Raw genomic sequence first — 24672 nt, forward strand, 5'->3', positions numbered from 1 at the left:
AGAGCTTCCATGGACACCCTGACGTTCTACCTCGAGCCGCTGCGCGCCTTCCTGTTCCAGATCGGCGCCTTCGTGCCGCGCCTGGTGTTCGCCACCCTGGTGGTGGTCGCGGGCTGGCTGATCGCCAAGGTGGTGCGCTTCGCGGTCATCCGCGGGCTGCATGCGATCAATTTCCCCGTCCTGACCGAGCGCGCCGGCATCGACAACTTCCTGCGCCAGGGCGGCATGGTGACCGACTCGACCGTGGTCTTCGGCGCCCTGGCCTACTGGATGGTGATCCTGGCTTCGCTGGTGGTGGCCTCCAACGGTCTGGGCCTGAGCTACGTCGCCGACCTGCTCGGCCGCGTGATGTGGTTCGTGCCGAACGTCTTCGTGGCCATGCTGGTGCTCGCCTTCGGCGCCTATTTCGGCAAGTTCGTGGGCGACGCCGTGACCACCTACGGCCGCCATGCGGGCATCCAGGATGCCGTGCTGCTGGGCAAGGTGGCGCAGTACGCGATTCTGCTGTTCGTGGTGCTGATCGCGCTCGACCAGGTCAAGATCGGCGGCGACATCGTGCGCCAGAGCTTCCTGATCATCCTCGGCGGCGTGGTCTTCGCGCTGGCGCTGGCCTTCGGCCTGGCCGGCAAGGACTGGGCGGCCGACCGGATCGAGGACTGGTGGCCGCGCAAGAAGCGGCTGGCCGACCGCGTGGCGGCGCGCGCCCCGGCCGCGACGCCGCCCGCCGGTGCATGGCCGGCGCGGCCGGCGCAGAACTTGCACGACGACCGTCCGCATCCATGACCAAGCACCCGCACACTCCGCTGTCCGCCGTCTGGCCCGGCAAGCCCTATCCGCTGGGCGCCACCTGGGACGGCCAGGGCGTGAACTTCGCGGTGTTCTCGAAGCATGGCGAAAAAGCCGAGCTCTGCATCTTCGACGACAAGGGCCGCCACGAGCGGCAGCGCATCGTGCTGCGCGAGCGCACCAACGACGTCTGGCACTGCTACCTGCCCGAGGCGCGCCCCGGCATGGCCTACGGCCTGCGCATCCACGGCCCCTACAAGCCCGAGCAGGGCCAGCGCTTCAACCCGCACAAGCTGCTGCTCGATCCCTACGCCAAGGACCTGGTCGGCGAGCTGCGCTGGAGCGACGCGCTGTACGGCTATTCGGTCGGCAGCAAGCGCCAGGACCTGTCCTTCGACCGCCGCGACAGCGCCGCCTTCATGCCCAAGGGCCGGGTGCTGGAGACCGCCTTCACCTGGGGCGACGACCGCCGGCCCGAGGTGCCGTGGCAGGACATGGTGATCTACGAGCTGCACGTGCGCGGCTTCACCATGCAGCACCCGGCCGTGCCCGAGCCACTGCGCGGCACCTACGCGGCGCTCGGCTGCGCGCCGGTCATCGACTACCTGCAGCGCCTCGGCGTGACCACCATCGAGCTGCTGCCGGTGCATGCCTTCCTGAACGACCGCCACCTGGCCGAACAGGGCCTGCAGAACTACTGGGGCTACAACACGCTGGGCTATTTCGCGCCCGAGGTGCGCTACAGCGCCTCGGGCAAGGTGAAGGAGTTCAAGACCCTGGTCAAGACCCTGCACTCGGCCGGCATCGAGGTGATCCTCGACGTGGTCTACAACCACACCTGCGAAGGCAACCATCTCGGGCCCACCTTGTCGATGCGCGGCGTCGACAACGCCTCCTACTACATCGCCAATGCCGAGCAGCCGCGCTACTACGACGACTTCACGGGCTGCGGCAACACGGTCAACCTGGAGCATCCACGCGCGCTGCAGCTGGTGATGGACTCGCTGCGCTACTGGGCCGAGGAGATGCACGTCGACGGCTTCCGCTTCGACCTCGCCTCGGCGCTGGCGCGCGAGGCCGGCAAGGTCGAGAACCTCGGCGGCTTCTTCGACGCCATCCGCCAGGACCCGACGCTCAACCAGGTCAAGCTGATCGCCGAACCCTGGGACCTGGGCCATGGCGGCTACCAGGTCGGCAATTTCCCGCCGGGCTGGGCCGAGTGGAACGACCGCTACCGCGACGGCCTGCGCGGCTGGTGGAAGGGCGATGCCGGCGTGGTGGGCGACGTCGCCCACCGGCTGGCGGGCTCGCAGGACCTGTACGGCTGGTCGGGCAAGGGGCCGCACGCGAGCATCAACTTCATCACCGCCCACGACGGCTTCACGCTGCACGACCTCGTCTCCTACAACGACAAGCACAACGAAGCCAACGGCGAGGACAACCGCGACGGCAACAGCAACAACCGGTCGTGGAACTGCGGCGCCGAGGGGCCCACCGACGACCCCGAGATCAACGCCCTGCGCGAGCGCCAGAAGCGCAACTTCCTGGCCACCCTGCTGCTGTCGCAGGGCGTGCCGATGCTGCTGGCGGGCGACGAGCGCGGCCACACGCAGAAGGGCAACAACAACGTCTACTGCCAGGACAACGCGCTCGGCTGGCTCGATTGGACGCCGCGGCCCGAGGCCGACTCGCTGCGCGATTTCGTCGCCCGACTGATCCGGGTGCGGCGCGAGCACCCCTCGTTCCGCCGGCGCAGCTTCTTTCGCGGCCAGCCGGCCGGCGACAGCGAGACCAAGGACGTGGTCTGGCTGCGGCCCGACGGCCAGGAGATGACGCCGCCCGACTGGGAGGGCGAGCACGTGCGCTGCCTCGGCATGCTGTTCTCGGGCACCGGCATCACCGACGTCGGCCCGCGCGGCGAGCCGCAGCGCGACGACGACTTCCTGCTGCTGCTCAACGCCTACCACGACCCGGTGCCCTTCACGATGCCGACCCGCCCGGGCGACCGCTGGACCCGGATGGTCGACACGGCCCGCGAGAGCGCGCTGTCGCTGCTGCTGGCCGAAGCCACCTATCCGCTGCAGGGCCGGTCGCTGGCGCTGCTGCGCCGCAGCCTGGCCGCCGCATGAAGCGCCGTCACGCGATGCCCTTCGGAGCCGAGGTGCTGGCGGAGGGCGGCGTGCGCTTCCGGCTCTGGGCACCCTCGATCGACCGGGTGGTGCTCGAGCGGGCGCACGGCACCGGCTGGCAGGACCACCCGATGGCGCGCGCCGACGGCGGCTGGCACGAAGCCAGGCTGGCACAGGCGGCGGCGGGCGACCGCTATCGCTACCGGCTGCCCGACGGCCTGCGCGTGCCCGACCCGGCCTCGCGCCTGAACCCCGATGACGTCCACGGCCCGAGCGAGGTGGTCGATCCGCTGGCCTACGCATGGCGCGACGCCGACTGGACCGGCCGGCCCTGGCACGAGGCCGTGGTCTACGAGCTGCACCTCGGCACCCTCACGCCCGAGGGCACCTTGGCGGCCGCCCGGGCCCGGCTGCCCGGCCTCGCCGAACTCGGCATCACGGCGGTCGAGCTGATGCCGCTGGCCGATTTCCCGGGCCAGCGCAACTGGGGCTACGACGGCGTGCTGCCGTTCGCGCCCGACGCCAGCTACGGCACGCCCGATGAACTCAAACGCTTCATCGACAGCGCCCATGCGCTGGGCCTGATGGTGCTGCTGGACGTGGTCTACAACCACCTCGGCCCCGAAGGCAACTACCTGCCGTCCTACTGCCCGGAATTCTTCAACCCGGCCCATCAGACGCCATGGGGTGCCGCGATCAACTTCGACGGCGCCGAGGCCCGCACCGTGCGCGACTTCTTCGTCCACAATGCGCTCTACTGGATCGAGGAGTACGGCTTCGACGGCCTGCGGATGGACGCGGTTCACGCCATCCGCGACGATTCCACGCCGCCGATCGTCGAGGAGATCTGCAGCGCCCTGCAGCAGGGCCCGGGGCGCCGCCGGCAGGTGCACGTGGTGCTCGAGAACGACCTCAACCAGGCGCACCGGCTGGCACGCGGCGACGACGGTGCGCCGCTGGCCGCCACCGCGCAGTGGAACGACGACCTGCACCACGCGGCCCATGTGCTGCTGACCGGCGAGTCCGACGGCTACTACGCCGACTACGCGTCGCGGCCGCTCGAACAGTTCGGACTGGCGCTGGCGCAGGGCTTCGTCTACAGCGGCCAGCCCTCCGCGTTTCGCGGCGGCGAGTTGCGCGGCGAACCCTGCACCCACCTGCCTCTGGCTGCCTTCGTCTCGTTCCTGCAGACGCACGACCAGGTCGGCAACCGGGCCCTGGGCGAGCGCATCGACGCCCTCGCCGACCCGCTGCTGGTGCTGGCCGCGCGCAGCTGCGTGCTGCTGTCGCCACACACGCCGATGCTGTTCATGGGCGAGGAGTACGCGGCGACCACGCCGTTCCAGTTCTTCTGCGACTTCGGACCCGAGTTGGCGGCCGCGGTCACGGCCGGCCGGCGCGCCGAGTTCGGCCGCTTCGCCGCCTTTGCCGACGAGGCCGCGCAGGCGCGCATTCCCGATCCCAACGACCCCGCCACCTTCGCCGACTCGCGGCTCGACCCGCAGCAACCGGCGCAGCCGCCGAACGCCGCCGCACTGGCCCGCACGCGCGAGCTGCTGCGGGTCCGGCAGACCGAACTGGTGCCCCGCTTCGCCGGCGGCGCCCGCGCGCACCAGTGGTCCTGCGAAGGCGATGCCTTGCGGCTGGCGTGGCGGCTCGGCGCCGACGCCGGCGTCCTGCTGCACCTGGTCGCCAACTTCGGCGCCGCCGAGGCCGAGCTGGCCTGGCCGCCCGGCCGCGTGATCCACCGGCTGGGCGTCGACGATGGCGCTGCGCCCGGCAGCCTGCTGCGCCTGCCCCGGGGCGGCGTCTGCGCCAGCCTCGAGGAGCCCGGCGATGGATGAGGCCGAGGCGCTCCAGCGTCTCTGCGAACGCCACGGCGTGGCGACCGGCTACCACGACGTCTTCGGCCACTGGCATCGGGTCGCGCCGGAGGCGCTCGCCGCGCTGATGCGCGATGCCGGCTTCCTGCCGCCGGGCACCGATGCGGCCGCCGCCGACGCGGCCGCCGAGCGCCGGTCATGGCTGCGCGCCCTGCCCCCGGTTCAAACGGTCGCGGCCGGCAGCGCGCACTTCAGCGTGCCGCTGCAGCTGCCGGCGTCCACGGCGCGGATCGAATGGCGGGTGGACGACGAGAGCGGCGCCCGCCACCAGGGCGTCGTCGACAGCGCCGACTTGGAAGTCGATGCGCACATCGAGATCGATGGCGCCGGCTACCGCCGCTTCCGGCTGACGGTCGCGCTGGCGCTGCCCGCCGGCTACCACCGCCTGTGCATCGTCGGCCAGCCCGGCGACACGCTGCTGGTCTGCGCGCCGGCGCGCTGCCACCAGCCGGACTGGCTGGAACGCGGCGGCCGGCTCTGGGGCTTCACGCTGCAACTGCATTCGCTGCGTTCGCCGCGCAACTGGGGCTTCGGCGATTTCAGCGACCTGGCCGACTTCGTCGCCGGGGCCGCCCGCGCGGGCGCGGACGTGGTCGGGTTGAATCCCCTGCACGCGCTGTTCGCGCACAACCCGGCGCACCAGAGCCCGTACAGCCCCTCGTCGCGGGCCCAGCTCAACCCGCTCTACATCGATGTCGAGGCGGTGCCGGATTTCCGGGCCTCGCCCGCGGCGCAGCGGCGGGTGCGCTCGCCGGCCTTCCAGGCGCGGCTGGCCGGCCTGCGGGCGGCGCCGCTGATCGACCACCAGGGCGTCTCGGCCGCCAAGCACGAGGTGCTGGAAGCGCTCTACCGGCGCTTCCTCGAGCGCGCGCCGGACGATGCGGAGGTCGCCGCGCTGGCGCTGTTCCGGCAGCGCGGCGGCGTCGCCTTGCAGCAGCATGCGCTGTTCGAAGCGCTGCAGGCACACCTGCATGCGGCCGATGCCACGGTCTGGGGCTGGCCGGCCTGGCCCGAGGCCTACCGCGATCCGGACGGCGCCGCCGTCGCCGCCTTCGCCGCCAGCCACGCCGAGCGCATCGGCTACCACGCCTACCTGCAGTGGCAGGCCGCCCGGCAGCTCGAAGCGGCGGCGGCGCGCTGCGCCGAACTCGGGATGGCGGTCGGCCTCTACCTCGACCTGGCGGTGTCGGTCGACCGCGGCGGCTCGGACGCCTGGCGCCATCGCCACGGCTTCGCGCTCGACGTGCGGGTGGGCGCGCCGCCCGACGCCTTCAACACCCAGGGCCAGGACTGGGGCCTGCCGCCGCTGCGCCCGGACCGGCTGCGCGAAGGCCGGCACGCCGTCTTCATCGAGGCCCTGCGCGCCAACATGCGGGGCGCCGGCGCGATCCGCATCGACCACGTGATGATGCTGATGCGCCTGTTCTGGATCCCGGCCGCCGGCACGCCGCACGACGGCAGCTACGTGGCCTATCCGGTCGAGGAGCTGATGGCGATCCTGGCCCTGGAAAGCCAGCGCCATCGCTGCCTGGTGATCGGCGAGGACCTCGGCACCGTGCCGGATGCGATGCGCGACGCGATGCGCAGCCGCGGCGTCCAGTCGTACCGGCTGCTGTACTTCGAGCGCGAGGCCGACGGCGCCTTCCGGGCGCCGGCGTCCTGGCCGCGCGAGGCGGTGGTGGCGGTCAGCACGCACGACCTGCCGACGCTCGCGGGCTGGTGGTCGGCCCATGACCTGCGCCTGCGCTTCGAGCTCGGGCTGATCGCCGACGCCGCGGCGTACGAGCAGCAGGTGGAAGAGCGCAAGCGCGATCGCGCCGGCCTGCTCGACGCCGTGCGGCAGCAGCAGCCGCTGCCGCAGGAGAGCGTGGCGGCGGCCGCGGCCGGCACGCTGGACGCCGACGCGGTGGCGGCCGTGCATGCCTTCCTGGCGGCGGCGCCCTCGTGCGTGATGATGGCGCAGCTCGAGGACGCGCTCGGCGAGAGCGAGCAGGCCAATCTGCCCGGCACCACCTTCCAGCATCCCAACTGGCAGCGCAAGTACGGCGGCGGTGGGCAGGACCTCTGGGCCCGCACGCCGCTGGTGCGGCTGTGCGCCGCCCTGGCAGGCAGCCGGCCGCGCGAAGCGGCCGGCCCGGCGGCGCGCCCCCGCGTGCCGCGCGCCACCTACCGGCTGCAGCTGCACAGCGGCTTCAGCTTCGACGATGCCGCGCGCATCGTGCCCTACCTGGCGCGGCTGGGCATCAGCCACGTCTACTGCTCGCCGATCCACCGCGCCCGCCCCGGCAGCATGCACGGCTACGACGTCGTCGCCCACGACGAGATCAATCCCGAGCTCGGCGGCCTGGCCGCGTTCGAGCGCCTGACGAAGACGCTGAAGGCCCATGGCATGGGCCAGCTGATCGACCTGGTGCCCAACCACATGGGGGTGCTGGGCAGCGACAACGCCTGGTGGTCCGACGTGCTGGCGCACGGCATGGCCTCGCGCTACGCGCGCCACTTCGACATCGACTGGCAGCCGCTGACACCGCAGCTGGCGGGCAAGGTGATGCTGCCGGTGCTCGGCGACGCCTACGGCCGGGTGCTCGAGCGCGGCGAGCTGGCGCTGCTGTGGGACGCCGAGGCCGGCGAGTTCGGCATCGGCTACTTCGAGCACCGCTTTCCGCTGGCCCCGGAGAGCACCGCCGCCATCCTCGAGCGCGCCTGCGCCCGGCTGGGCGCGGGCGACGCCAGTGCCCCGCTGGCCGGCATCGCCACCGCGCTCGGCCACCTGCCCGGCCGGCAGCGCTCGAAGCCCAGGACCGTGGCCGAGCGCGCCCGCGACAGCCAGTTGCTCCAGGCCCAGCTGGCGCTGCTCGCCGCCGCCCGACCCGCGGTGGGGCAGGCGATCGCGGCCGAGGTCGAGGCGCTCAACGGCCCGCAGCAGCGCGACCGCCTGCACCGCCTGCTGGAGGCGCAGGCCTGGCGGCTGGCCCACTGGCGGGCGGCCGCCGACGAGATCAACTACCGGCGCTTCTTCGACGTCAACGAGCTGGCGGCGCTGCGCAACGAGCGCCGCGCGGTGTTCGAGGCCACCCACGCGATGGCGCTCGACCTGGCCGCGCGCGGCTGGGTCGACGGCCTGCGCATCGACCATCCCGACGGGCTGCAGGACCCGGCGCGCTATTTCGAGCGGCTGCAGGACGGCTTCGTCGCCCGCGCCGGCCTGCCGCCGCGCGGCGTCGATGCCGACGGCCGCCCCGATCGGCCGCTCTACGTCGTGGCCGAGAAGATCGCGGCGCCACACGAGGAGGTGCCGGTGTCGTGGGCGGTGCACGGCACCACCGGCTACCGCTTCGCCAACCTGGCCAACGCGGTGCTGGTGGACGAGCGCGCCGCCGGCCGGCTGAAGCGCATCTGGCGCAACTTCACCGGCCAGTGCGCGCCCTTCGACGAGCTCGTCTACCAGGCCAAGCGCGAGGTGGCGGGCGTGACGCTGGCCTCCGACCTCGAAGTGCTCGCGATCGCGCTGCTGGCCATCGGCAAGGCCCATCGCAGCACCCGCGACCACACGCTCAACACGCTGCGCGAGGTGCTGGCGACCGTGGCGGCCAGCCTCACGGTCTATCGCACCTACAACGACGAGCAGGTCAGCGGGCAGGACCGGCATTTCGTCGACCAGGCGATCGCCGCGGCCCGCGACCGCCTGGCCCTGCCCGACCCTTCGGTGTTCGAGTTCGTGCGCGAAGCGCTGCTCGGGCGGGCCCCCGCGCCGGGCCGGGCGGCGCGGCGCCAGGCGCTGCGCTTCGCCCGGCGCTTCCAGCAGTTCAGCGCCCCGGTGGCGGCCAAGGGCGTCGAGGACACGGCGTTCTACCGCTACTTTCCGCTCGCCTCGGCCAACGAGGTCGGCGGCGAGCCCGACCGGCTCGGCGTTTCGGTGGCCGCCTTCCACGAAGCCAGCAGCGACCGCCAGCGGCGCTGGCCGCAGACCATGCTGGCCACCTCGACCCACGACAACAAGCGCGCCGAGGACGTGCGGCTGCGCATCGACGTGCTGTCCGAGCTGCCGGCCCTGTGGCGCCTGGCGCTGCGGCGCTGGTCGCGCTTCAACGCGCCGCTGCGCGGCCCGGTGTCGGCCGCGCACGAGTACCTGCTCTACCAGACGCTGCTCGGCACGATGCCGATGGCGGCGCCCGACGCGGCGGCGCCGGACGGCTTTGCGGACCGCATCGTGCGCTACATGCACAAGGCCGCCCGGGAAGGCAAGACGGGCACCAGCTGGACCCGGCCCGATGCCGGCTACGAAGCGGCGCTGGAGCGCTTCGTGCGCGGCCTGCTGGCGCCGCGGCCCGGCAATGCCTTCCTGGCCGACCTGGGCCGCGTGGTGGGCACGCTGGATCGCTTCGGTGCGCTCAACGGCATCAGCCTCACGCTGCTCAAGTACAGCTCGCCCGGGGTGCCCGACCTGTACCAGGGCTGCGAACTCATCGATCGCAGCCTGGTCGATCCGGACAACCGCCGGCCGGTGGACTACGACGAACGCGCGCGCCTCCTGGAGGCCATGCAGGCGCTGGCGGCCGCCAGCGCCGGCAGCGCGCTCGCACAGGCCGTCCGCGGCTTCGCGGCCACGCCGTCCGACGGCCGGGCCAAGCTGTGGCTGACCTGGCGGCTGCTCGCCTTGCGCCAACGCTGGCCCGCGCTGTTCCGGCATGGCAGCTACGAGCCGCTCGAGGTGCGCGGCGAGCGCGCCGGCCACGTCATCGCCTTCGCCCGCCGTCATGACGACCGGGCCATCGTGGTGATCGTGGTGCGCTTGTTCGCGCGCCTCGGCGACGCCGGCTGGGGCGACACCTGCGTGCGGCTGCCCGACGGCCTCGCGGCCGCCGCGATGGAAGACCAGGTGACGGGCCTGCGGCATCCGCCGGGCGGCCCGCAACTCGCGCTCGCCAGCCTGCTGCAGACCTTTCCGGGCGCGGTGCTGGCCCTGGAGCCAGCCCCGTAGGCGCCCGCCTACGGCGCAATGCGCTGCGGCGCCGCTTCCGCATCGCTGTCGATTTGCTAATCCTTCGGCGGTGCTGCCAGGCACCAACGCGGAGACACAAGCACATGACCCAAGCCATCCACTGTTTCGACACGGCGAGCGTCCGCTTCGCCATCCACCCCGCAGGCCCGGACGGCGAGCGCTGCATCGTCGAGATCGCCGAAGACCCGCTGCGCGACCTGTTCGGTGCCCGCGGCGGCGGCGACAGCCTGGTCCACGCCTACCTGATGAACGCCGACGTGATCAACGCACTGGCCCTGGCGCGCCACCGCGAGACCCGCGGCCGACCGGTACGGCTGGAGACGGTCGACTTCGAGACGGCGGACGCCGGCGTCTGTGGCTGAGGCCCGGTCCCACGGCTCGGCGCCATGACGGCCACCGCCCTGCAGCTGCTGCAGTTGCTCCAGCAGTTGTCCCAGGCCAGGATCCGCTTCAGCTGCAGCCAGCTGTCGGGGCTCGCCGGCGGGCGGTGGAAACCTTCGGAGCCGCAGGTGCCGGCGGGCATCTCGGCGCGCGAAGCCCGGGCGCTCGGGCTGTTCGCGGTGCTCCAGGACAAGGAGCGCTCCGAGGTCATGCGGGCCCGTGCGCAGTTCCTCCAGCTGCTGCTCGAGAGCGCACCGCAGCGGCTGCAGGGCTGGAGCGACCAGGACCCGCTCGACCGCATGCCGCCGTCGCGCCTGTTCGAATGGATCTCCCACGACTTCGAGCGGCTGGAGCTCGCGCAGATCGAAGCCCAGATGTCGGCGGGCGACGCCGGCCGCTACTTCGGCCGCGTCGGGCCGGCGCCTTCATCCCCGGTCTGACTCACCAGGCCGCCGCGCCGCCGGTGAGGGCGCGCCGGGCGAGCAGGAAGGTGGCGGCGTTCCAGCTCTGGCCGGCCATCCCCATGGGCGCCAGCGTGCGGCCGTGGAACCACTCGGTGAAGCGCCAGTCGTCGAGCGCGTTGACCTGCGCCAGCCGGCCGAGGTCGGACCAGGCCTGCGCCTGCAGGCCCAGCCGGGCCAGCGCCATCACCCAGAAGCCGCCCACGAAGGGCCAGATGCCGCCGTTGTGGTACTGGTGGACCATGTTCTGCTGGTGGCGCGCCATGTACGGCCGCCAGAGTTCGTGCTGGCGCGACAGCGGATGCAGCACGACGCGCACCGGATAGGGATCGTCGGCGCCGGCGGCGGCGATGGTGTCGACGATGCGGCGCGCCATCGAGGCCTCGGCCAGGCCGCTCTGGATCGCGAGCACGTTGCCGAACACGTCGCCCTCGTCGCCCACGACTGCGAGATTGACGAAGCTGAGGTAGAGGCCGGGGTCGCGCCGGCCGCGCCGCGCATAGTGCCGCAGCAGGCGCGCCCGGTGGTACTCCGGCAGGTCGCGCTGGAACGGGTTGAACAGGTGGTTGAAGTGATGCTGCGTGGCCTCGGCATGGTCCAGGCCGTGGCGGCGCTTGACCTCGTACCACAGGGCATTGGTGTACAGCACATAGCCGGAGCGCGGCATGATGTCGGCCCAGTCGCTGGCCTCGTTCTGCTGCAGCAGGCGGAAGTGCTGGTGCTCCTGCGCCAGCAGCCAGCCCAGCGCCCGCTCCACCTCCGGCTGCCAGTGCGAGGCGCCGACGCCGCCGTGGCGCCGCACGTGGTCCACCGCGATCAGCCACCACAGGGTGGCGTCGATGCATCCCAGGTACCAGAAGTCGGCGTCGCGGCCCTCGGGATCGACGTACTTCGGGATCTGGCCATTGGCCGCCTGCTGCGCCGCCAGCGCGTCGAGGCTGGCCACCGCACCCTGCTCCAGCGCCGCCACGCCGCTGCCGCACATCGCCATCACGCAGATGGCGGCATCGCGCCCGAAGATGCGCGTGTAGCGCCGCGCCACCGCCGCCTCGGTGCGGCTGGCCGCGAGGATGCCGTGCGGCGTCAGGTTGCGCTGCAGGAGCGCGAGCGAGGCTTCGGCGCAGGCATCGATCTGCGCGAGGGTGGGGGCATCGGTGTGGGTCATGCGTTGGTGATTCGCCGCCAGGCAGCGGCGGCAGCACGCATTCTCGCGGCAGACGCGGGTGCAGCGGCCCGCCGCCGCCGCTCAGAGGGCGAAAGGTGCCTGCTTGAGGAAGGCCGCCGCCGGGCCGAGCAGGAAGAGGTTCGGCGACTGGCTGGCGGGCATGCCGGCCCGGATGCGGGCATGGAAGCTGCCGTAGGTGCCCTCGAAGGCGCCGTGGTTCCAAACCTTCAGCAGCTGTTCGGTGAAGGCGCCGTTGTGGTCGCCGTCCAGCGAGACCTGGTTGTCCTGGCAGCCGGAGATCAGGATCACCGACGGCTTGAACGCGCCGGTCACCGTAGCCGCCTGGCCGGCCGTGCCCACCTGGGACAAGGCCGCGTCGGGGTCGGTCACCTGGCCGCCGGCCGCCTTCGCCACGTCGTTCTGCAGCTTGTCGTAGAAGGCCTTGTGGGCCTCGTACACGCGGATCGCCACGCCGGCGGGCATCAGGCGCGCCCGCGTGCCCGGCGGCGGCGTCGGCGGCCGCTCGCGCGTCACGGTGCCGCTGTGGCAGCTGTCCGAGAGCACCAGGATGCGAACGCCGGCGCCGAACTTGCTGAGTTCGAAGTAGAGCTCGTCGTCGATGAGCTGGCCGTCGAATAGGCACCAGGTCTCGTCCTTGCGGTCTTTCTCGTCATGGTCGATGTCCGGGACCTGGCCGCCGTGCCCGGAGTAGCTCATGAAGAACAGGTCGCCGGACCGGAGCGCCTTGGCCGCGCCGCGGATCGCCGCGAGCACGTTCGCGCGCGTGGCCTTCCTGGTCAGCAGCACGGTGGACGCGATGCCCTTCGACTTGGAAATGGCCGCCATGTCCGAGGCGTCGAATTCGCAGGCCGCCAGGGGCCCGTCCCAGCCCTCGTAGGCGGCCGCGCTCACGGCATTGAGCCCGATGTGCAGCGACCGCGCGGCGGCAGCGTTGCCCGGCTTGGATTTGCTGGCGGCCATGGTGTCCCCCTTGTGGCGTGCTCGATGGCGATCGAGGGCAGCCGAGCGGCCGCCGGGGTCGCGATGATAGGCGCGATTGGCGGGCGGAGGAAGGGCGATCTCGTTGACGCGATCTACACGCCGTGCCGCATCGGCGGCTTCGCCCCCGGCGCCGCGTCGCCCTCCGCCAGCAGCTTCTCGTAGTTGCGGCGCAGGATCAGTCCCGCGTAGTAGACATGCTCGCGCATGAGTTGCTCGGCGCGCACGCAGTCGCGGGCGATGATGGCCTCGATGATGCGGTGGTGGTCGCCGTGCGAGCGCAGGATGATGCCGTGGTCGTCCCAGAGGATGATCCGGTCGGAGGCGAAGGGGATGTTCTGCGCCTGCTCGGCGAAGCGCGTGACCCACGGGTTGCCTGCGGCATGGAGCAGGGTGTCGTGGATGGTCACGTTCATCTGCTGGTAGGGCGCGTGGTCCTCGGGCCGCAGTTCCCCGCGCGCCAGAATGCGGTCGCCTTCGGCCAGGGCATCGAGCAGCCGCCGCGATTGCAGGTCGGTCAGGCCGCGCGCGGCCGCGTTGCGGCAAGCCAGGCCTTCCAGCACGGCGCGCACGTCGTAGGCGGCCGCGATCTCGTCGACGTCGAAGCCGCGCACCAGATAGCCGCGCTTGGGCTGGTGGTTGACGAGCCCCTCGCTCGCCAGCGTGCTCAACGCGGCCCGCACGGGGGTGCGCGAGACGCCCAGCCTTTCCGCCAGCGGGATTTCCTCCAGCCGTTCGCCCGGCTGGATCTGGCCATGGAGGATCCAGTTGCGCAGCGTCTCCGTGACGTCCTGAGACAGCGTTCTCATCCCTGCTCCTTCTCGTGTGAAAGCTTGTCAAGTATACATATGGAGCTTCTCATGGCGATATTGCGGGTTAACACCGACACTTTCTTGACGTCATGTATACATAATCGCCACTTCAAGAAGTTCACTCGATGCAGATCATGAAGGACGACATGCACATGGCAAAGGCTGCGCAAGCCGCTGGCGGCGACTGGTTGGGCCTGGCGGACCGCGTCTGCGTCGTGACCGGCGCGGGCGGGGGCATCGGCGCGGAGCTGGCCTTGCAGCTGCTGGCGGTCGGCGCCCGCGTGGCCCTGCTCGATCGCGACGCGCCGCGCCTGGCCGAGATCGCCGCCGGGCTGGGCGACCACGCGGGCCGGGTGCTGACCATCGCCTGCGACGTGACCGAGGCCCGCAGCGTGGAAGCCGCGGCGGCGCAGGTCGCGCAGGCCTGGGGGCCTGCCGCGCTGCTGGTGAACAACGCGGCGGCGCTCTACGCCGGCGCGCTGATGGACATCGCCATCGACAAGTGGAACCAGCTGCTGGCGGTCAACCTCACGGGCTACCTGCTGTGCGCCCAGGCCTTCGGTCGCCAGATGACCGCGAACGGCGGCGGCGCGATGGTCCACATCGCCTCCATCTCGGCCACCATCCCGCAGCCCTACAGCGGCGCCTACAGCGTGAGCAAGGCGGGCGTGAAGATGCTGTCGCAACTGCTCGCGGTCGAACTGGGCGAGCACGGCGTGCGCAGCAACGTCGTCAGCCCCGCCATGATCCGCACGCCGATGAGCGAGGGCATCTACCAGGATGCCGCGGTCCGCCTGCGCCGCGAGCAGATCGTGCCCGCCGGCCGCATCAGCACGCCCTCGGACATCGCCGGCGCCGTGCTGTTCCTGGCCAGCGATCGCGCCAGCTACATCAGCGGCCAGGAATTCCTGGTCGACGGCGGCCTGACCCAGGCCTGGCTGGGCCTGATACCGCGCCCCGGCTTCGAGAAGGACGACGCGGCCGCGGAACCGGCCGCCTGAGATCCCTGCCCGACCTCTTTCACCGTTCCGACCCGCACCTCACAAAAGGAGACTCCCTTGAAATCTGCCAAGTCCTTGCTCGTGGCCGCCGCGGCCGCGCTGTCCACGCTGTGTGCGAATGCCCAGACCGACCCCGGCCTGACCGACAAGACCATCAAGATCGGCATGTTCGGCCCGCTGTCGGGCAACTCGATGGCCTACGGCTTCGACGTCATGAACGCCGCCAAGATGTACTACGACAAGGTCAACAAGGAAGGCGGCATCCACGGGCGCAAAATCGAGCTGGTGATCGAGGACGACCGCTGCAACGCCAACGACCTGCTGGCGGCGGTCAAGAAGCTGACCGAGCAGGACAAGGTGTTCGCCCTCAACGGCGGCTCCTGCTCGGCCGCAGTGGTGGGGGCGCGCGAATACGTCGAGCGCTCGCAGATCCCGCTGGTGATGCTCAACGCCTCGGGCGACGGCGCGCTGTACCCGCCGTCCAAGTACATCTACGGCGCGTTTTCCATCTCGCAGCGCGCGGTGGGCGGCTCGATGGTGCAGTTCGCCGCCGAACACCTCAAGGCCAAGAAGATCGGCTACATCAACCACGACGACGCCTACGGCGGCTGGAACCTCGAGGCGGCCGAGTTCCAGGCCAAGAAGCTGGGTGTGGACCTGCAGGTGCAGTCGGTGGCGCCGAACCTCACCGACGTCACGGCGCCGATGCTCAAGATCCGCGCCGCCAACCCCGACGTGCTGCTGATCACGACCTATGCCCGCCCGGTCAGCCTGCTGGTCAAGAAGGCGCAGGAGCTGGGCTGGACCAAGCCGATCGTCATCGCCGTCAACGGCACGGCCGACCTGAAGCAGCTGGTCGAGAACGTCGGCAACATGGACGCCTTCAAGAACGTCTACCTGCAGGAAGTCATGGCCGACGTGGCCGGCGGCCCCAAGCTGAAGTGGGTCTACGACATGTACAAGGCCTACTACCCCGAACTCGCGAGCAAGCCCGGCTACCCGCAGACCTACATGCCCTACGGCATCCCGTCGGCGATGACGGTGGTCAACGCGCTCAAGGCCGCAGGCCCGCAGCCGACGCGCGAGAAGTTCCTCACCGCCCTGTCGCAGACCAAGTTCGAATCCAACGTGATGGCCGGCCCGATCGAGCTGACGCCGGTCGACCACGCGGGCCAGAAGTCGGCCATCTACCTGAAGTTCGACGGCACGACGATGACCCCGGTGCCCGGCGCGTACCGCAGCCTCTGGACCTACCAGCCCAAGTAACCCATCCGCCACAGGGGCCGCGATGAACTTCAGTGAGATCTGGCTGTTCCTGCAGCAGGGCATCCTTTCGGGGCTGGTGACGGGCAGCGTGTATGCGCTGCTGGCGATCGCCATCGTCGCCATCTTCAAGACCACCGACGTGCCGAACTTCGCCCAGGGCGAGATGTTCATGATCGGCGGCTACGTGGCGCTGTCCCTGCTGCTGATCGCGGGCTTCCCGTATGCCATGGTCATCCCGCTGACGGTGGTGGCGCTGGCGGTCGGCGCGGCGCTCTTCCAGCGCGTGGTCATGGAGCGCGTCACCCATTCGAAGGGCGTGGGCCCGCAGCTGGTGATCGCCACGCTGGGCCTGGCCTATGCGCTCAAGGGCCTGGTGCGGCAGACCGGCCTGGGCGACACGCCGCGCTCGCTGCCCTCGCTGGTGTCCAACGAGCCCGTGATCATCGGCGACGCCTTCCTCACCCGGCTCGACGTCGCGATCTTCCTCTGCGCCATCGTCGTCATGGTGCTGATCTACCTCATGTTCAGCCACACCCGCATCGGCAAGGCGATGCGCGCCGTCGGCATGAACCCGCGCGCGGCCCAGATCGTGGGCATCCGCCTGTCGCGCATCCGCATGCTGGTGTGGGCCATGTCGGGCGTGATCTCGGCGCTGGCCGCGCTGCTGATCACGCCCAAGATCCTGATCACGCCCGACATCGCGCACATCGCCATCCTGGCCTATGCCGCGGCGATCGTGGGCGGCTTCACCAGCCTGCCCGGCGCGGTCCTGGGGGGCCTGATCATCGGCATCGTCGAGAACCTGGTCGGACTCTTCATCTCGACCAACGCCATCGTGGTGGCGCCGTTCCTGGCCATCCTCGTGACGCTGATCGTGCGTCCGCAAGGCATCCTGGGCGGCAAGCCCCAGGTGAAGAAAGTATGAAACCCATGACCCGCGACCACTGGGCCTTGCTGGCAGCCGCCGTGCTCCTGCTGCTGCTGCCCTTCACCGTGTCGGGCTACGTGCTCTATGTCGTCAACCTGCTGATGGTCTTCGTCGTGCTGGCGCTCGGCCTGCACGTGGTGATCGGCGAGACCGGCCAGTTCGCCCTCGCCCATGCCGCCTTCTTCGGCATCGGCATCTACACGGCGGGCATCATCAACACCGCCTGGCACCCGCCCTTCATCGTGTCGATCCTCGCCGGCGGCCTGCTGTCGGCGGTGCTCGGCTACCTGATCGGCTACCTCGCGCTGCGCATGCGCGACATCTACCTGGCCCTGGCCACCTTCGCCTTCGGCGAGGCGATGCAGTGGGTCTTCCTGAGCTGGGAGAAGGTCACGGGCGGCTCCAACGGCATGAAGATGGACCCGGCCGAGCTGTTCGGCTACAAGCTGACCAACGACCTGCAGGCCTATCCCTTCGTCATCGTCCTGACGGGCCTGATGCTGTGGCTGACGGTGGCGCTGGCGCGCTCGCAGTACGGCTCCTCGCTGCGCGCGGTGCGCGAGAGCGACGTGGCCGCGATGGCGATGGGCATCAACGTCAAGGCCATGAAGCAGAGCGCTTTCGCGATCTCGGCCGCCTTCGCCGGCATCGCGGGCGGCATGTACACGCTGTTCACCTCCTTCATCCACCCGGAGAGCCTGGGTTTCCAGACCACCATCCTGATCCTCACGATGGTCGTGGTGGGCGGCATGGGCTCGGTGCGCGGCGCGGTCGCCGGCGCCATCGCCTTCGGCCTGATCTCCGAACTGCTGCGCCAGCTGATGTCGGTGCAGGAGATCATCTACGGCCTGATCCTCATGGGCTTCATGATGTTCAAGCCCAAGGGCCTGTTCGCCGACCGCAACCGCCGCGTGGCGCGCGAGGCGATCATCAAGGCGGGGAAAGCATGAGCGCGCGCCCCTTCCTCGAGGTCTCCGGCATCACGGTCCGCTTCGGCGGCCTGGTGGCGGTCAACAGCCTGTCGTTCGAGGTCGCGCGCGGCGCCATCCACGCGCTGATCGGCCCCAACGGCGCCGGCAAGTCGACCACCTTCAACTGCATCTCGCGCTACTACCAGCCGAGCGCAGGCCGCATCGTGGTCGACGGCGAGGACGTGACGCACCACGCGCCGACCCGCATGGCCGGCATGGGCATCGCCCGGACCTTCCAGAACCTGGAGCTGTTCAGCGACCTCAGCGTCTACGAGAACGTGCTGCTGGGCTGCCACTCGCACAGCGCGGGCACGCTCGGGCGGCTGCTGCGCCGTCCGAGCGGCGAGATCCGCGACCTAGTGGACAGCCTGATCGAACGCGTGGGCCTGACCCACGACCGCGAGACCCGCGCCAAGGAACTCGACTTCGGCCACCAGAAGCTGCTGGAGATCGCGCGCGCCCTGGCCCTCAAGCCCCGGCTGCTGCTGCTCGACGAGCCGGCGGCCGGCCTGCGCAACCGCGACATCGAGAACCTCGACCACCTGCTGACCGAGCTGGCCCAGAAGGACGGCATCACCGTGCTGCTGGTGGAGCACGTCATGCAGTTGGTGATGTCGATCTCGGACCGCATCACCGTCATGTCCTTCGGCCAGAAGATCGCCGAAGGCACGCCGAAGGAGATCAGCGAGAACCCGGCCGTGATCGAGGCCTATCTGGGCAAGGGAGCCGCGCATGTCTGAACCCCGCAACGGACCGCTGCTGGAGGTGCGCGGCGTCAGTGCCTCCTACGGCGCCATCCAGGCCTTGTCGAAGGTCAGCCTGAGCGTGCCGCAGGGCGCGATCGTGGCGCTGCTGGGCAGCAACGGCGCCGGCAAGAGCAGCACGCTCAACGCCATCTCGCACCTCATCAACCCTTCGTCCGGCGAGGTGCACTTCGCCGGCGAGGCCATCCATCGCCTGCCTTCCGACGAGATCGTCGGCCGGGGCCTGGTGCAGGTCCCGGAAGGCCGCGAAGTGTTCAAGGAGATGAGCGTTCGCGAGAACCTCGAGCTCGGCGCCTTCCTGCGGCGCGACCGCGGCGCCGTGGCCGAGGACCTGGACCGCGCGTACGCCATGTTCCCGCGGCTCAAGGAGCGCGCCGAGCAGCGCGCCGCCACGCTGTCGGGCGGCGAGCAGCAGATGCTCGCCATCGGCCGCGCCCTGATGTCGCGGCCGCGCATGATCATGTTCGACGAGCCGTCGATGGGCCTGTCGCCGCTGCTGGTGGAGCAGATCTTCGAGGCGATCCAGCGCCTCAACCGCGAGCAGGGCCTGACGATCCTGCTGGTGGAACAGGACGTGCGCCTGGCGCTGACCGTGGCCAGCCACGCCTACATCCTGGAGAACGGCGAGATCTCGCTGCAGGGGGCCTCGGCCCAGCTCATGAACGACCCGGCGGTGCGCCGGGCCTACCTCGGCGTCTAGAAGCGCCGCTTTCGGGAGAATTTCGGATGGATCTGTTGAAAGGCAAGCTCGCGCTGGTGACCGGCGCCGGCGGCGGGCTGGGGTCGGCCATCGCGCTGGGTTTCGGGAAGGAAGGCGCCCGCGTCATCGTCGCCGACATCGACAAGTCGCGCGCCGACGCCACCGCCGCCCGGATCGGCGCGGCCGGCGGCGAGGCCTGGAGCGTCGCGGTGGACGTGTGCGACCGCGCGGCCGTGCAGGCCTGCGCGGCCGACCTCGAGGGCCGCATCGGGCCCATCGACCTGCTGGTCAACAACGCCGGCATCTCCGGCCGCGCACGCATCGACGATCCGCAGGCCACCGAGGTCTGGGACCGCCTCATCAATGTCAACCTGCAGGGCCTGTTCAACGTCACGCACGCCTTCGTGCCGGCGCTGAAGAAGACCGGGGGCTGCATCGTCAACCTGTCGTCGATCGTCGCCTTCGTGAGCGGCATCTCGTCGGCGGGCTACGTGGCGTCGAAGGGCGCCGTGCGCTCGTTCACGCAGGTGCTGGCGCGCGAGCTCGCGCCCTTCGGCGTGCGTGCCAACGCGGTCGCGCCGGGCCTGATGCTGACCGAGATGGTCGCGCCGCAGCTGGCCGTCCCGGGCGGCACCGACTGGTACATGAAGCGCGTGCCCATGGCACGCGGCGGCGAGGTCGAGGAGATCGTCGGGCCGGTGGTCTTCCTCTGCTCGCCCATGGCCAGCTATGTCAATGGCGTGGTGCTGCCGGTCGACGGCGGCTTCCTCTCGGCCTGAACGGAGTCATCTGAACATGAGCAACAGCAAGCAACCGATCGCCCTCGTCACCGGCGGCGCCGGCGGCATGGGCCTGGCCACCGTCGAGCGGCTGGCGCGAGACGGCTTCTCGGTGGTGATGGTGGACCGCGACGAAGCCCTGGCGCAGCGCGAGACGCAGCGACTCCAGGGCCTGGGCCTGCCCGTGCAGTGCCGCGTGCTGGACCTCACGGACGAAGCCGCCGTGCGCAGCCTGGTGCAGTCGCTGCCGCCCCTGAGCGCGCTGGTCAACAACGCCGGCATCTTCGACGAACGCAAGTTCCTGGAAGTGACGAACGCGGACTTCCGCCGGGCCTACGAGGTCAACCTGATCGCCGTCGCCACCCTCACCCAGGAGGTCGCCAGGACGATGCCCGAGGGCGGCCGCATCGTGAACATCGCCTCGCGCGCCTACCTGGGCGCGAAGAACCACCCGCACTACGTCGCCTCCAAGGCCGCTGTGGTGGGCTACACGCGGGCCAGCGCCATGGAGCTGGCGCCCCGCGGCATCCTGGTCAACGCCATCGCGCCGGGGCTGATCGACACCCCGATCCTGCGCGCCCTGACGCCCGAGCGGCTGGCCGCGCAGCTCGCGCTGCAGCCCACCGGCAAGGCCGGGCGGCCCGAGGACATCGCGCAGGCCGTCTCTTTCCTGGTGTCGCCGCAGACCGGCTTCATCACCGGACAGGTGCTGTTCGTCGACGGCGGCAAGTCGCTGGGCGGGTCGGGCGCATGACGGCCCCCGCCTGGGACGCCGAGTACGACGTGGTCGTCGTCGGTGCCGGTGCCGGCGGCATGGCCGCGGCGCTGACGGCGAAGATCGAGGGCTGCAGCGTGCTGCTGGTCGAGAAGACCGACCGCGTGGGCGGCTCGACCGCCGTCTCCGGCGGGGCCGTGTGGGCGCCTCTGAACGCGCAGTCGGCCCGGGTCGGCCACCCCGACAGCTTCGAGAAGGCCTGGACCTACATGCGCAGCACGGTGGGCGATGCCGCGCCCGTCGGGATGCAGCAGGCCTTCCTGCGCCAAAGCGCCGGCATGGTCGACTACTTCGAGAAGCACACGGCCGTGCGACTGGTCGCGCGCAGTTACTCCCCCGACTACTACCCGGACCGCGACGGCGCGGCCCTGGGCGGCCGCTCGCTCGACCCGGCGATGTTCGATGGACGCGAGCTCGGGCCGAAGTTCAAGGAACTGCGCGATCCGCTGCCCGAGTTCATGGTGCTCGGCGGGATGATGATCACCATGACCGACGCCCGGCACCTGCTGGCCGTCACCCGCTCGTTCACCTCCTGGCGCGAAGGCATGAAGCTGGTGCTGCGCTTCTTCTCCGACCGGCTGCGCGGCTACCACCGCGGCACCCGGGTCGTGCTCGGCAATGCGCTGGCGGCACGCTTGTTCAAGAGCGTGATCGACCGCGGCATCCCGTACTGGCTCGACACGCCGCTGCAGAAGCTGCACCTGGTCGACGGCGCCGTGGCCGGCGTGGCGCTGCTGCACGAGGGCAAGCCGACGCACGTGCGGGCGCGCCGCGGCGTCGTCGTGGCGACGGGCGGCTTCCCCTGGAGCGAGGCCCTGCGCGGCGAGCAGTACCCCCAGCCCACCGGGCCGTGGTCCATGTCGCCCCAGGACAACCGCGGCGAGGGCATCGCACTGGCCCGCGACGCCGGCGCCGCGATGGGCCAGGGCCACACCAATCCGGCCTTCTGGGCGCCGGTGTCGATCCTGGAGCGGGCCGACGGCACGGTGGTTCGCTACCCCCACCTGGTGTGGGACCGCGCCAAGCCGGGCCTGATGGCCGTCAACGGCGCCGGCCGCCGCTTCGTCAACGAATCGACCTCGTACCACGAGTTCGTCCGCGGCATGTACCGCTCGCACGAGACCGTGCCCACCCTGCCCGCCTACCTGGTGTGCGACCACGACTTCATGGAGAAGTGGGGCATGGGCCTGGCGCTGCCGGGCGGGCGGCCGCGCGACCATCTGCTGAAGGCCGGCTACCTGTACAAGGCCGCGACGCTGCGTGCGCTGGGCGATGCCCTGGGCATCGACGGCGCCGCGCTGGAAGCCTCGGCCGCGCGCTTCAATGCCCAGGCCGAGCAGGGCCGCGACGACGACTTCGGCAAGGGCGGCACCGCATACAACCGCTACCTGGGCGACGCCGAGCAGGCGCCCAACGCCTGCCTGGGCCCGCTGCGCCAGGCGCCGTTCTATGCCGTGAAGGTCTATGCCGGCGACATCGGCACGGCCGCCGGCATCGCCTGCAACGAGCAGGCCCAGGCGCTCGATGCGGCCGGCCGCCCGATCCCGGGGCTGTACATGGCCGGCAACGACATGCATTCGGTGATGGGCGGCGAATACCCCGCGCCCGGCATCACGCTGGGGCCGGCGCTGACCTTCGGCTGGATCGCCGGCCGCGAGCTGGCGCAGGCGCCCGCCGACAGCGATCGATCACAGTCTGGACACCCATGAAGATCTTTTTCTCCCCCTTCTCGCCCTACGTCCGCAAGTGCCTGGTGACGGCCCACGAGCTGGGCCTCGATGGCCGCGTGCAACTGCTGCCGTCGAACGCCAACCCGGTCCAGCGCGACCCCGAGATCATCGCCAGCAATCCGCTGGGCAAGGTGCCGACCTTCTTCACCGACGACGGCACCGTGCTGTACGACAGCCGCGTGATCTGCGAGTACCTGAACGAACTGGGCAACGGCGCGCTGTTTCCACGCAGCGGCGACGCACGCTGGAACACGCTGACGCTGCAGGCCCTGGGCGACGGCATCCTCGACGGCGCCCTGCTCGCGCGCTACGAGGACGTCGCCCGCCCCGAGCCGCTGCGCTGGCCCGAGTGGCGGGCCGGGCAACTGGACAAGGCCGAGACCTCGCTCGCGCACCTGTCGGCCCACCCGGCCCTCATGGCACCCGGCCGCGTGGACATCGGCACGCTGACGGTGGCCTGCGCCCTGTGGTACCTGGACCTGCGCTTCCCCGACCTGGGCTGGCGCGATCGCCATCCCGCGGTGGCGGCCTGGTACGCCGAGTTCTCGCAGCGGCCCTCGCTCCAGGCCGACTGGGCGCTCTGACTCGAACAGCCACCCTCGCTGCGAGGCCTGCCGACCTGCGCGCTGCGGCGCAGGCGCGCCCTTCAATCTTGCCCTCGACTGCCGATATGAATCGATGGATGTGGCCATCGCCCGTCCGAGGCCGCACGGCGGCCTCCTCCCCATGAGATCGAAGGACAGGAATTGAAGAAGACTCGAAACACGCGCCTCGGCGCCCGGTGGGCGCTGAGCGCCCTGATGGTGGCCGCCGTGACGGCATGCGGCGGGGGCGGCGGTGGCTATGGCTTCGTGCCGACCGCAGGCACGACGACCCCGGCCAGCACCCCCGCCAGCAGCACCACCACGGTCACGGGCGTGGCCGCCGTCGGCGCTCCGATCAACGGCGGGAGCGTGGAGCTGAAGTGCGCCTCGGGCGCCACGGCAGCCGCCACCACCGACGCCGACGGCGTCTGGACGGCCTCGCTCAAGAGCACCGACTATCCCTGCGTGGCGCGCGTCACGGGCACGCAGAGCATCACCAACTACGCCTCGATGCTCAACTTGTCGGTGACACCCAGCACCACCGTGCTGCATTCCGTGGTGGCCGCACCGGGCACGACGAACATCACCCCGCTCACCGACCTGATCGTGGGCATTCTCAGCGGACAGGATCCGGCGACCTGGTTCGCAAGTTCGACCAACGGGGCGCTGACCAGCCAGATCACGTCGACCGCACTGGCCGACGCGCTGGCCAAGTTCAAGCTGACGCTGGCCACGCTGCCCGGCCGGCTGGCCCTGCCCGACGGGTTCGATCCCCTCACCTCGCCGTTCAGCGCCAGGAATGGTGATGCCGGCGACGACCTGCTGGAGAGCTACCGTGCCGCCCTGGCGGCCATCGGGCTCAGCCAGGCCGAAGCAGCCACCCGTGCCGCGGCCGGCGAGGCGTTGACGCAGGAAGCCTATGTGGGGACCGCCTTCACGACGCCGAACCTCACGACCCTGCGCGTCGGTGCGGCCAAGACATTGGCGGGCACCTACACGATGTCGATCCCCGACCCCCACCGCGGAACCGTGGGGATCTCCGGCACCTACGCCTCCGACGGCAACCTGGCCACGCTGGCGGGGATGAGCAGTTTCGTGAGCCTCGACGGCAACCGGGTCGGCGAGCTTTGCGTCTCGAACGCCGGCGTTGCGCGCAGCCAGTACGTCTATGTCTCGGAAGACCTGGTTCCGGTCTCCGATCCGGCCGAACTGCAGGGGCAGTACTTCGCGGAATACGAGAACTGCGCACGCACCGGCACTTCGCGCTTCCTGTCGGACGGCTCGTTCGTGTTCACGGCCACCGGCCAGTCCAGCGACCCGGCGACCGCAGGCATCGCGCAGGCCTTCGCCGCAACGGGACTCGAACAACAGAAGACCGACGGAGCCGCCGTGCTGCGTGCCAAGGCCTTCAAGTACCAGTTCGAAGGCATCACCAAGTACGTGTACGTCCTGGTCAGCTCGACGAAGGATGCCACCACGCCGGTCACCAACGGGGACCTGGACTACGTCCTGATGGGTGTTTCGGAACTGCCGAACTGACACCCGCCGCACGGCTG

General features: G+C 70.7%; 20 protein-coding genes. 17 read left to right on the forward strand and 3 right to left on the reverse strand.

Going from position 1 to position 24672, the window contains the following annotated elements:
- Positions 1-9: 9 nt before the first annotated feature.
- From QTI33_RS27105 to QTI33_RS27130, 6 genes are all read left to right on the forward strand, one after another.
- Positions 10-783, forward strand: a complete 774-nt coding sequence (locus QTI33_RS27105; protein ID WP_286509473.1) for a mechanosensitive ion channel family protein — start codon at positions 10-12, stop codon at positions 781-783.
- On the forward strand, positions 780-2915 hold the full coding sequence (glgX, locus tag QTI33_RS27110; RefSeq protein ID WP_286509474.1) for a glycogen debranching protein GlgX: 2136 nt from the start codon (positions 780-782) through the stop codon (positions 2913-2915). Before QTI33_RS27105 ends, glgX begins: the two co-directional genes overlap by 4 nt.
- The gene (treZ, locus tag QTI33_RS27115; protein WP_286509475.1) at positions 2912-4759 is read left to right on the forward strand and encodes a malto-oligosyltrehalose trehalohydrolase; all 1848 of its coding nucleotides are present in this window, start codon (positions 2912-2914) and stop codon (positions 4757-4759) included. The genes glgX and treZ overlap by 4 nt, the downstream gene beginning before the upstream one ends.
- Complete coding sequence (treY, locus tag QTI33_RS27120) at positions 4752-9779, forward strand: malto-oligosyltrehalose synthase (RefSeq protein WP_286509476.1); 5028 nt, start codon at positions 4752-4754, stop codon at positions 9777-9779. Before treZ ends, treY begins: the two co-directional genes overlap by 8 nt.
- 104 nt (positions 9780-9883) lie before the next feature.
- Positions 9884-10162 carry a hypothetical protein gene (locus QTI33_RS27125; RefSeq protein ID WP_286509478.1) on the forward strand — a complete coding sequence of 93 codons (279 nt, stop codon included), beginning with the start codon at positions 9884-9886 and terminating at the stop codon, positions 10160-10162.
- Between the two features lie 24 nt (positions 10163-10186).
- Positions 10187-10621 (forward strand): hypothetical protein, encoded by a 435-nt coding sequence (locus QTI33_RS27130; protein WP_286509481.1) that lies wholly within the window; start codon positions 10187-10189, stop codon positions 10619-10621.
- 1 nt (position 10622) lies between these two features.
- Here QTI33_RS27130 and QTI33_RS27135 read toward each other — a convergent pair whose 3' ends face one another.
- From QTI33_RS27135 to QTI33_RS27145, 3 genes are all read right to left on the reverse strand, one after another.
- On the reverse strand, positions 10623-11807 hold the full coding sequence (locus tag QTI33_RS27135; protein WP_286509483.1) for an amylo-alpha-1,6-glucosidase: 1185 nt from the start codon (positions 11805-11807) through the stop codon (positions 10623-10625).
- Between the two features lie 81 nt (positions 11808-11888).
- A complete protein-coding gene (locus QTI33_RS27140) occupies positions 11889-12788 on the reverse strand; it encodes a caspase family protein (protein WP_286509485.1) in 900 nt (299 codons plus the stop codon).
- A gap of 113 nt (positions 12789-12901) precedes the next feature.
- Positions 12902-13615 (reverse strand): GntR family transcriptional regulator, encoded by a 714-nt coding sequence (locus QTI33_RS27145; RefSeq protein WP_286509486.1) that lies wholly within the window; start codon positions 13613-13615, stop codon positions 12902-12904.
- A gap of 128 nt (positions 13616-13743) precedes the next feature.
- Between QTI33_RS27145 and QTI33_RS27150 the strand changes: the two genes are divergently transcribed.
- From QTI33_RS27150 to QTI33_RS27200, 11 genes are all read left to right on the forward strand, one after another.
- On the forward strand, positions 13744-14619 hold the full coding sequence (locus tag QTI33_RS27150) for an SDR family NAD(P)-dependent oxidoreductase (protein WP_286509487.1): 876 nt from the start codon (positions 13744-13746) through the stop codon (positions 14617-14619).
- Between the two features lie 57 nt (positions 14620-14676).
- On the forward strand, positions 14677-15885 hold the full coding sequence (locus QTI33_RS27155; protein WP_286509488.1) for an ABC transporter substrate-binding protein: 1209 nt from the start codon (positions 14677-14679) through the stop codon (positions 15883-15885).
- Positions 15886-15907: 22 nt separating this feature from the next.
- Positions 15908-16810 carry a branched-chain amino acid ABC transporter permease gene (locus QTI33_RS27160; protein ID WP_286509490.1) on the forward strand — a complete coding sequence of 301 codons (903 nt, stop codon included), beginning with the start codon at positions 15908-15910 and terminating at the stop codon, positions 16808-16810.
- A 5-nt stretch (positions 16811-16815) separates the two neighbouring features.
- A complete protein-coding gene (locus QTI33_RS27165; protein WP_286509491.1) occupies positions 16816-17763 on the forward strand; it encodes a branched-chain amino acid ABC transporter permease in 948 nt (315 codons plus the stop codon).
- Positions 17760-18524, forward strand: coding sequence for an ABC transporter ATP-binding protein (locus tag QTI33_RS27170; protein WP_286509492.1), 765 nt, complete (start codon positions 17760-17762; stop codon positions 18522-18524). The genes QTI33_RS27165 and QTI33_RS27170 overlap by 4 nt, the downstream gene beginning before the upstream one ends.
- Positions 18517-19248 carry an ABC transporter ATP-binding protein gene (locus QTI33_RS27175; RefSeq protein ID WP_286509493.1) on the forward strand — a complete coding sequence of 244 codons (732 nt, stop codon included), beginning with the start codon at positions 18517-18519 and terminating at the stop codon, positions 19246-19248. The genes QTI33_RS27170 and QTI33_RS27175 overlap by 8 nt, the downstream gene beginning before the upstream one ends.
- A gap of 26 nt (positions 19249-19274) precedes the next feature.
- Positions 19275-20027: an SDR family NAD(P)-dependent oxidoreductase gene (locus QTI33_RS27180; protein WP_286509494.1), complete on the forward strand. Its 753-nt coding sequence runs from the start codon at positions 19275-19277 to the stop codon at positions 20025-20027.
- Positions 20028-20043: 16 nt separating this feature from the next.
- Positions 20044-20781 (forward strand): SDR family NAD(P)-dependent oxidoreductase, encoded by a 738-nt coding sequence (locus QTI33_RS27185; RefSeq protein ID WP_286509495.1) that lies wholly within the window; start codon positions 20044-20046, stop codon positions 20779-20781.
- Positions 20778-22511, forward strand: coding sequence for an FAD-dependent oxidoreductase (locus QTI33_RS27190; protein WP_286509496.1), 1734 nt, complete (start codon positions 20778-20780; stop codon positions 22509-22511). Before QTI33_RS27185 ends, QTI33_RS27190 begins: the two co-directional genes overlap by 4 nt.
- Positions 22508-23116, forward strand: coding sequence for a glutathione S-transferase (locus QTI33_RS27195; RefSeq protein WP_286509497.1), 609 nt, complete (start codon positions 22508-22510; stop codon positions 23114-23116). Before QTI33_RS27190 ends, QTI33_RS27195 begins: the two co-directional genes overlap by 4 nt.
- Positions 23117-23278: 162 nt before the next feature.
- A complete protein-coding gene (locus QTI33_RS27200) occupies positions 23279-24655 on the forward strand; it encodes a hypothetical protein (protein WP_286509498.1) in 1377 nt (458 codons plus the stop codon).
- Positions 24656-24672: the final 17 nt, after the last annotated feature.

The organism is Variovorax davisae, assembly GCF_030316845.1.
Taxonomy (GTDB): Bacteria; Pseudomonadota; Gammaproteobacteria; order Burkholderiales; family Burkholderiaceae_C; genus Variovorax; species Variovorax davisae.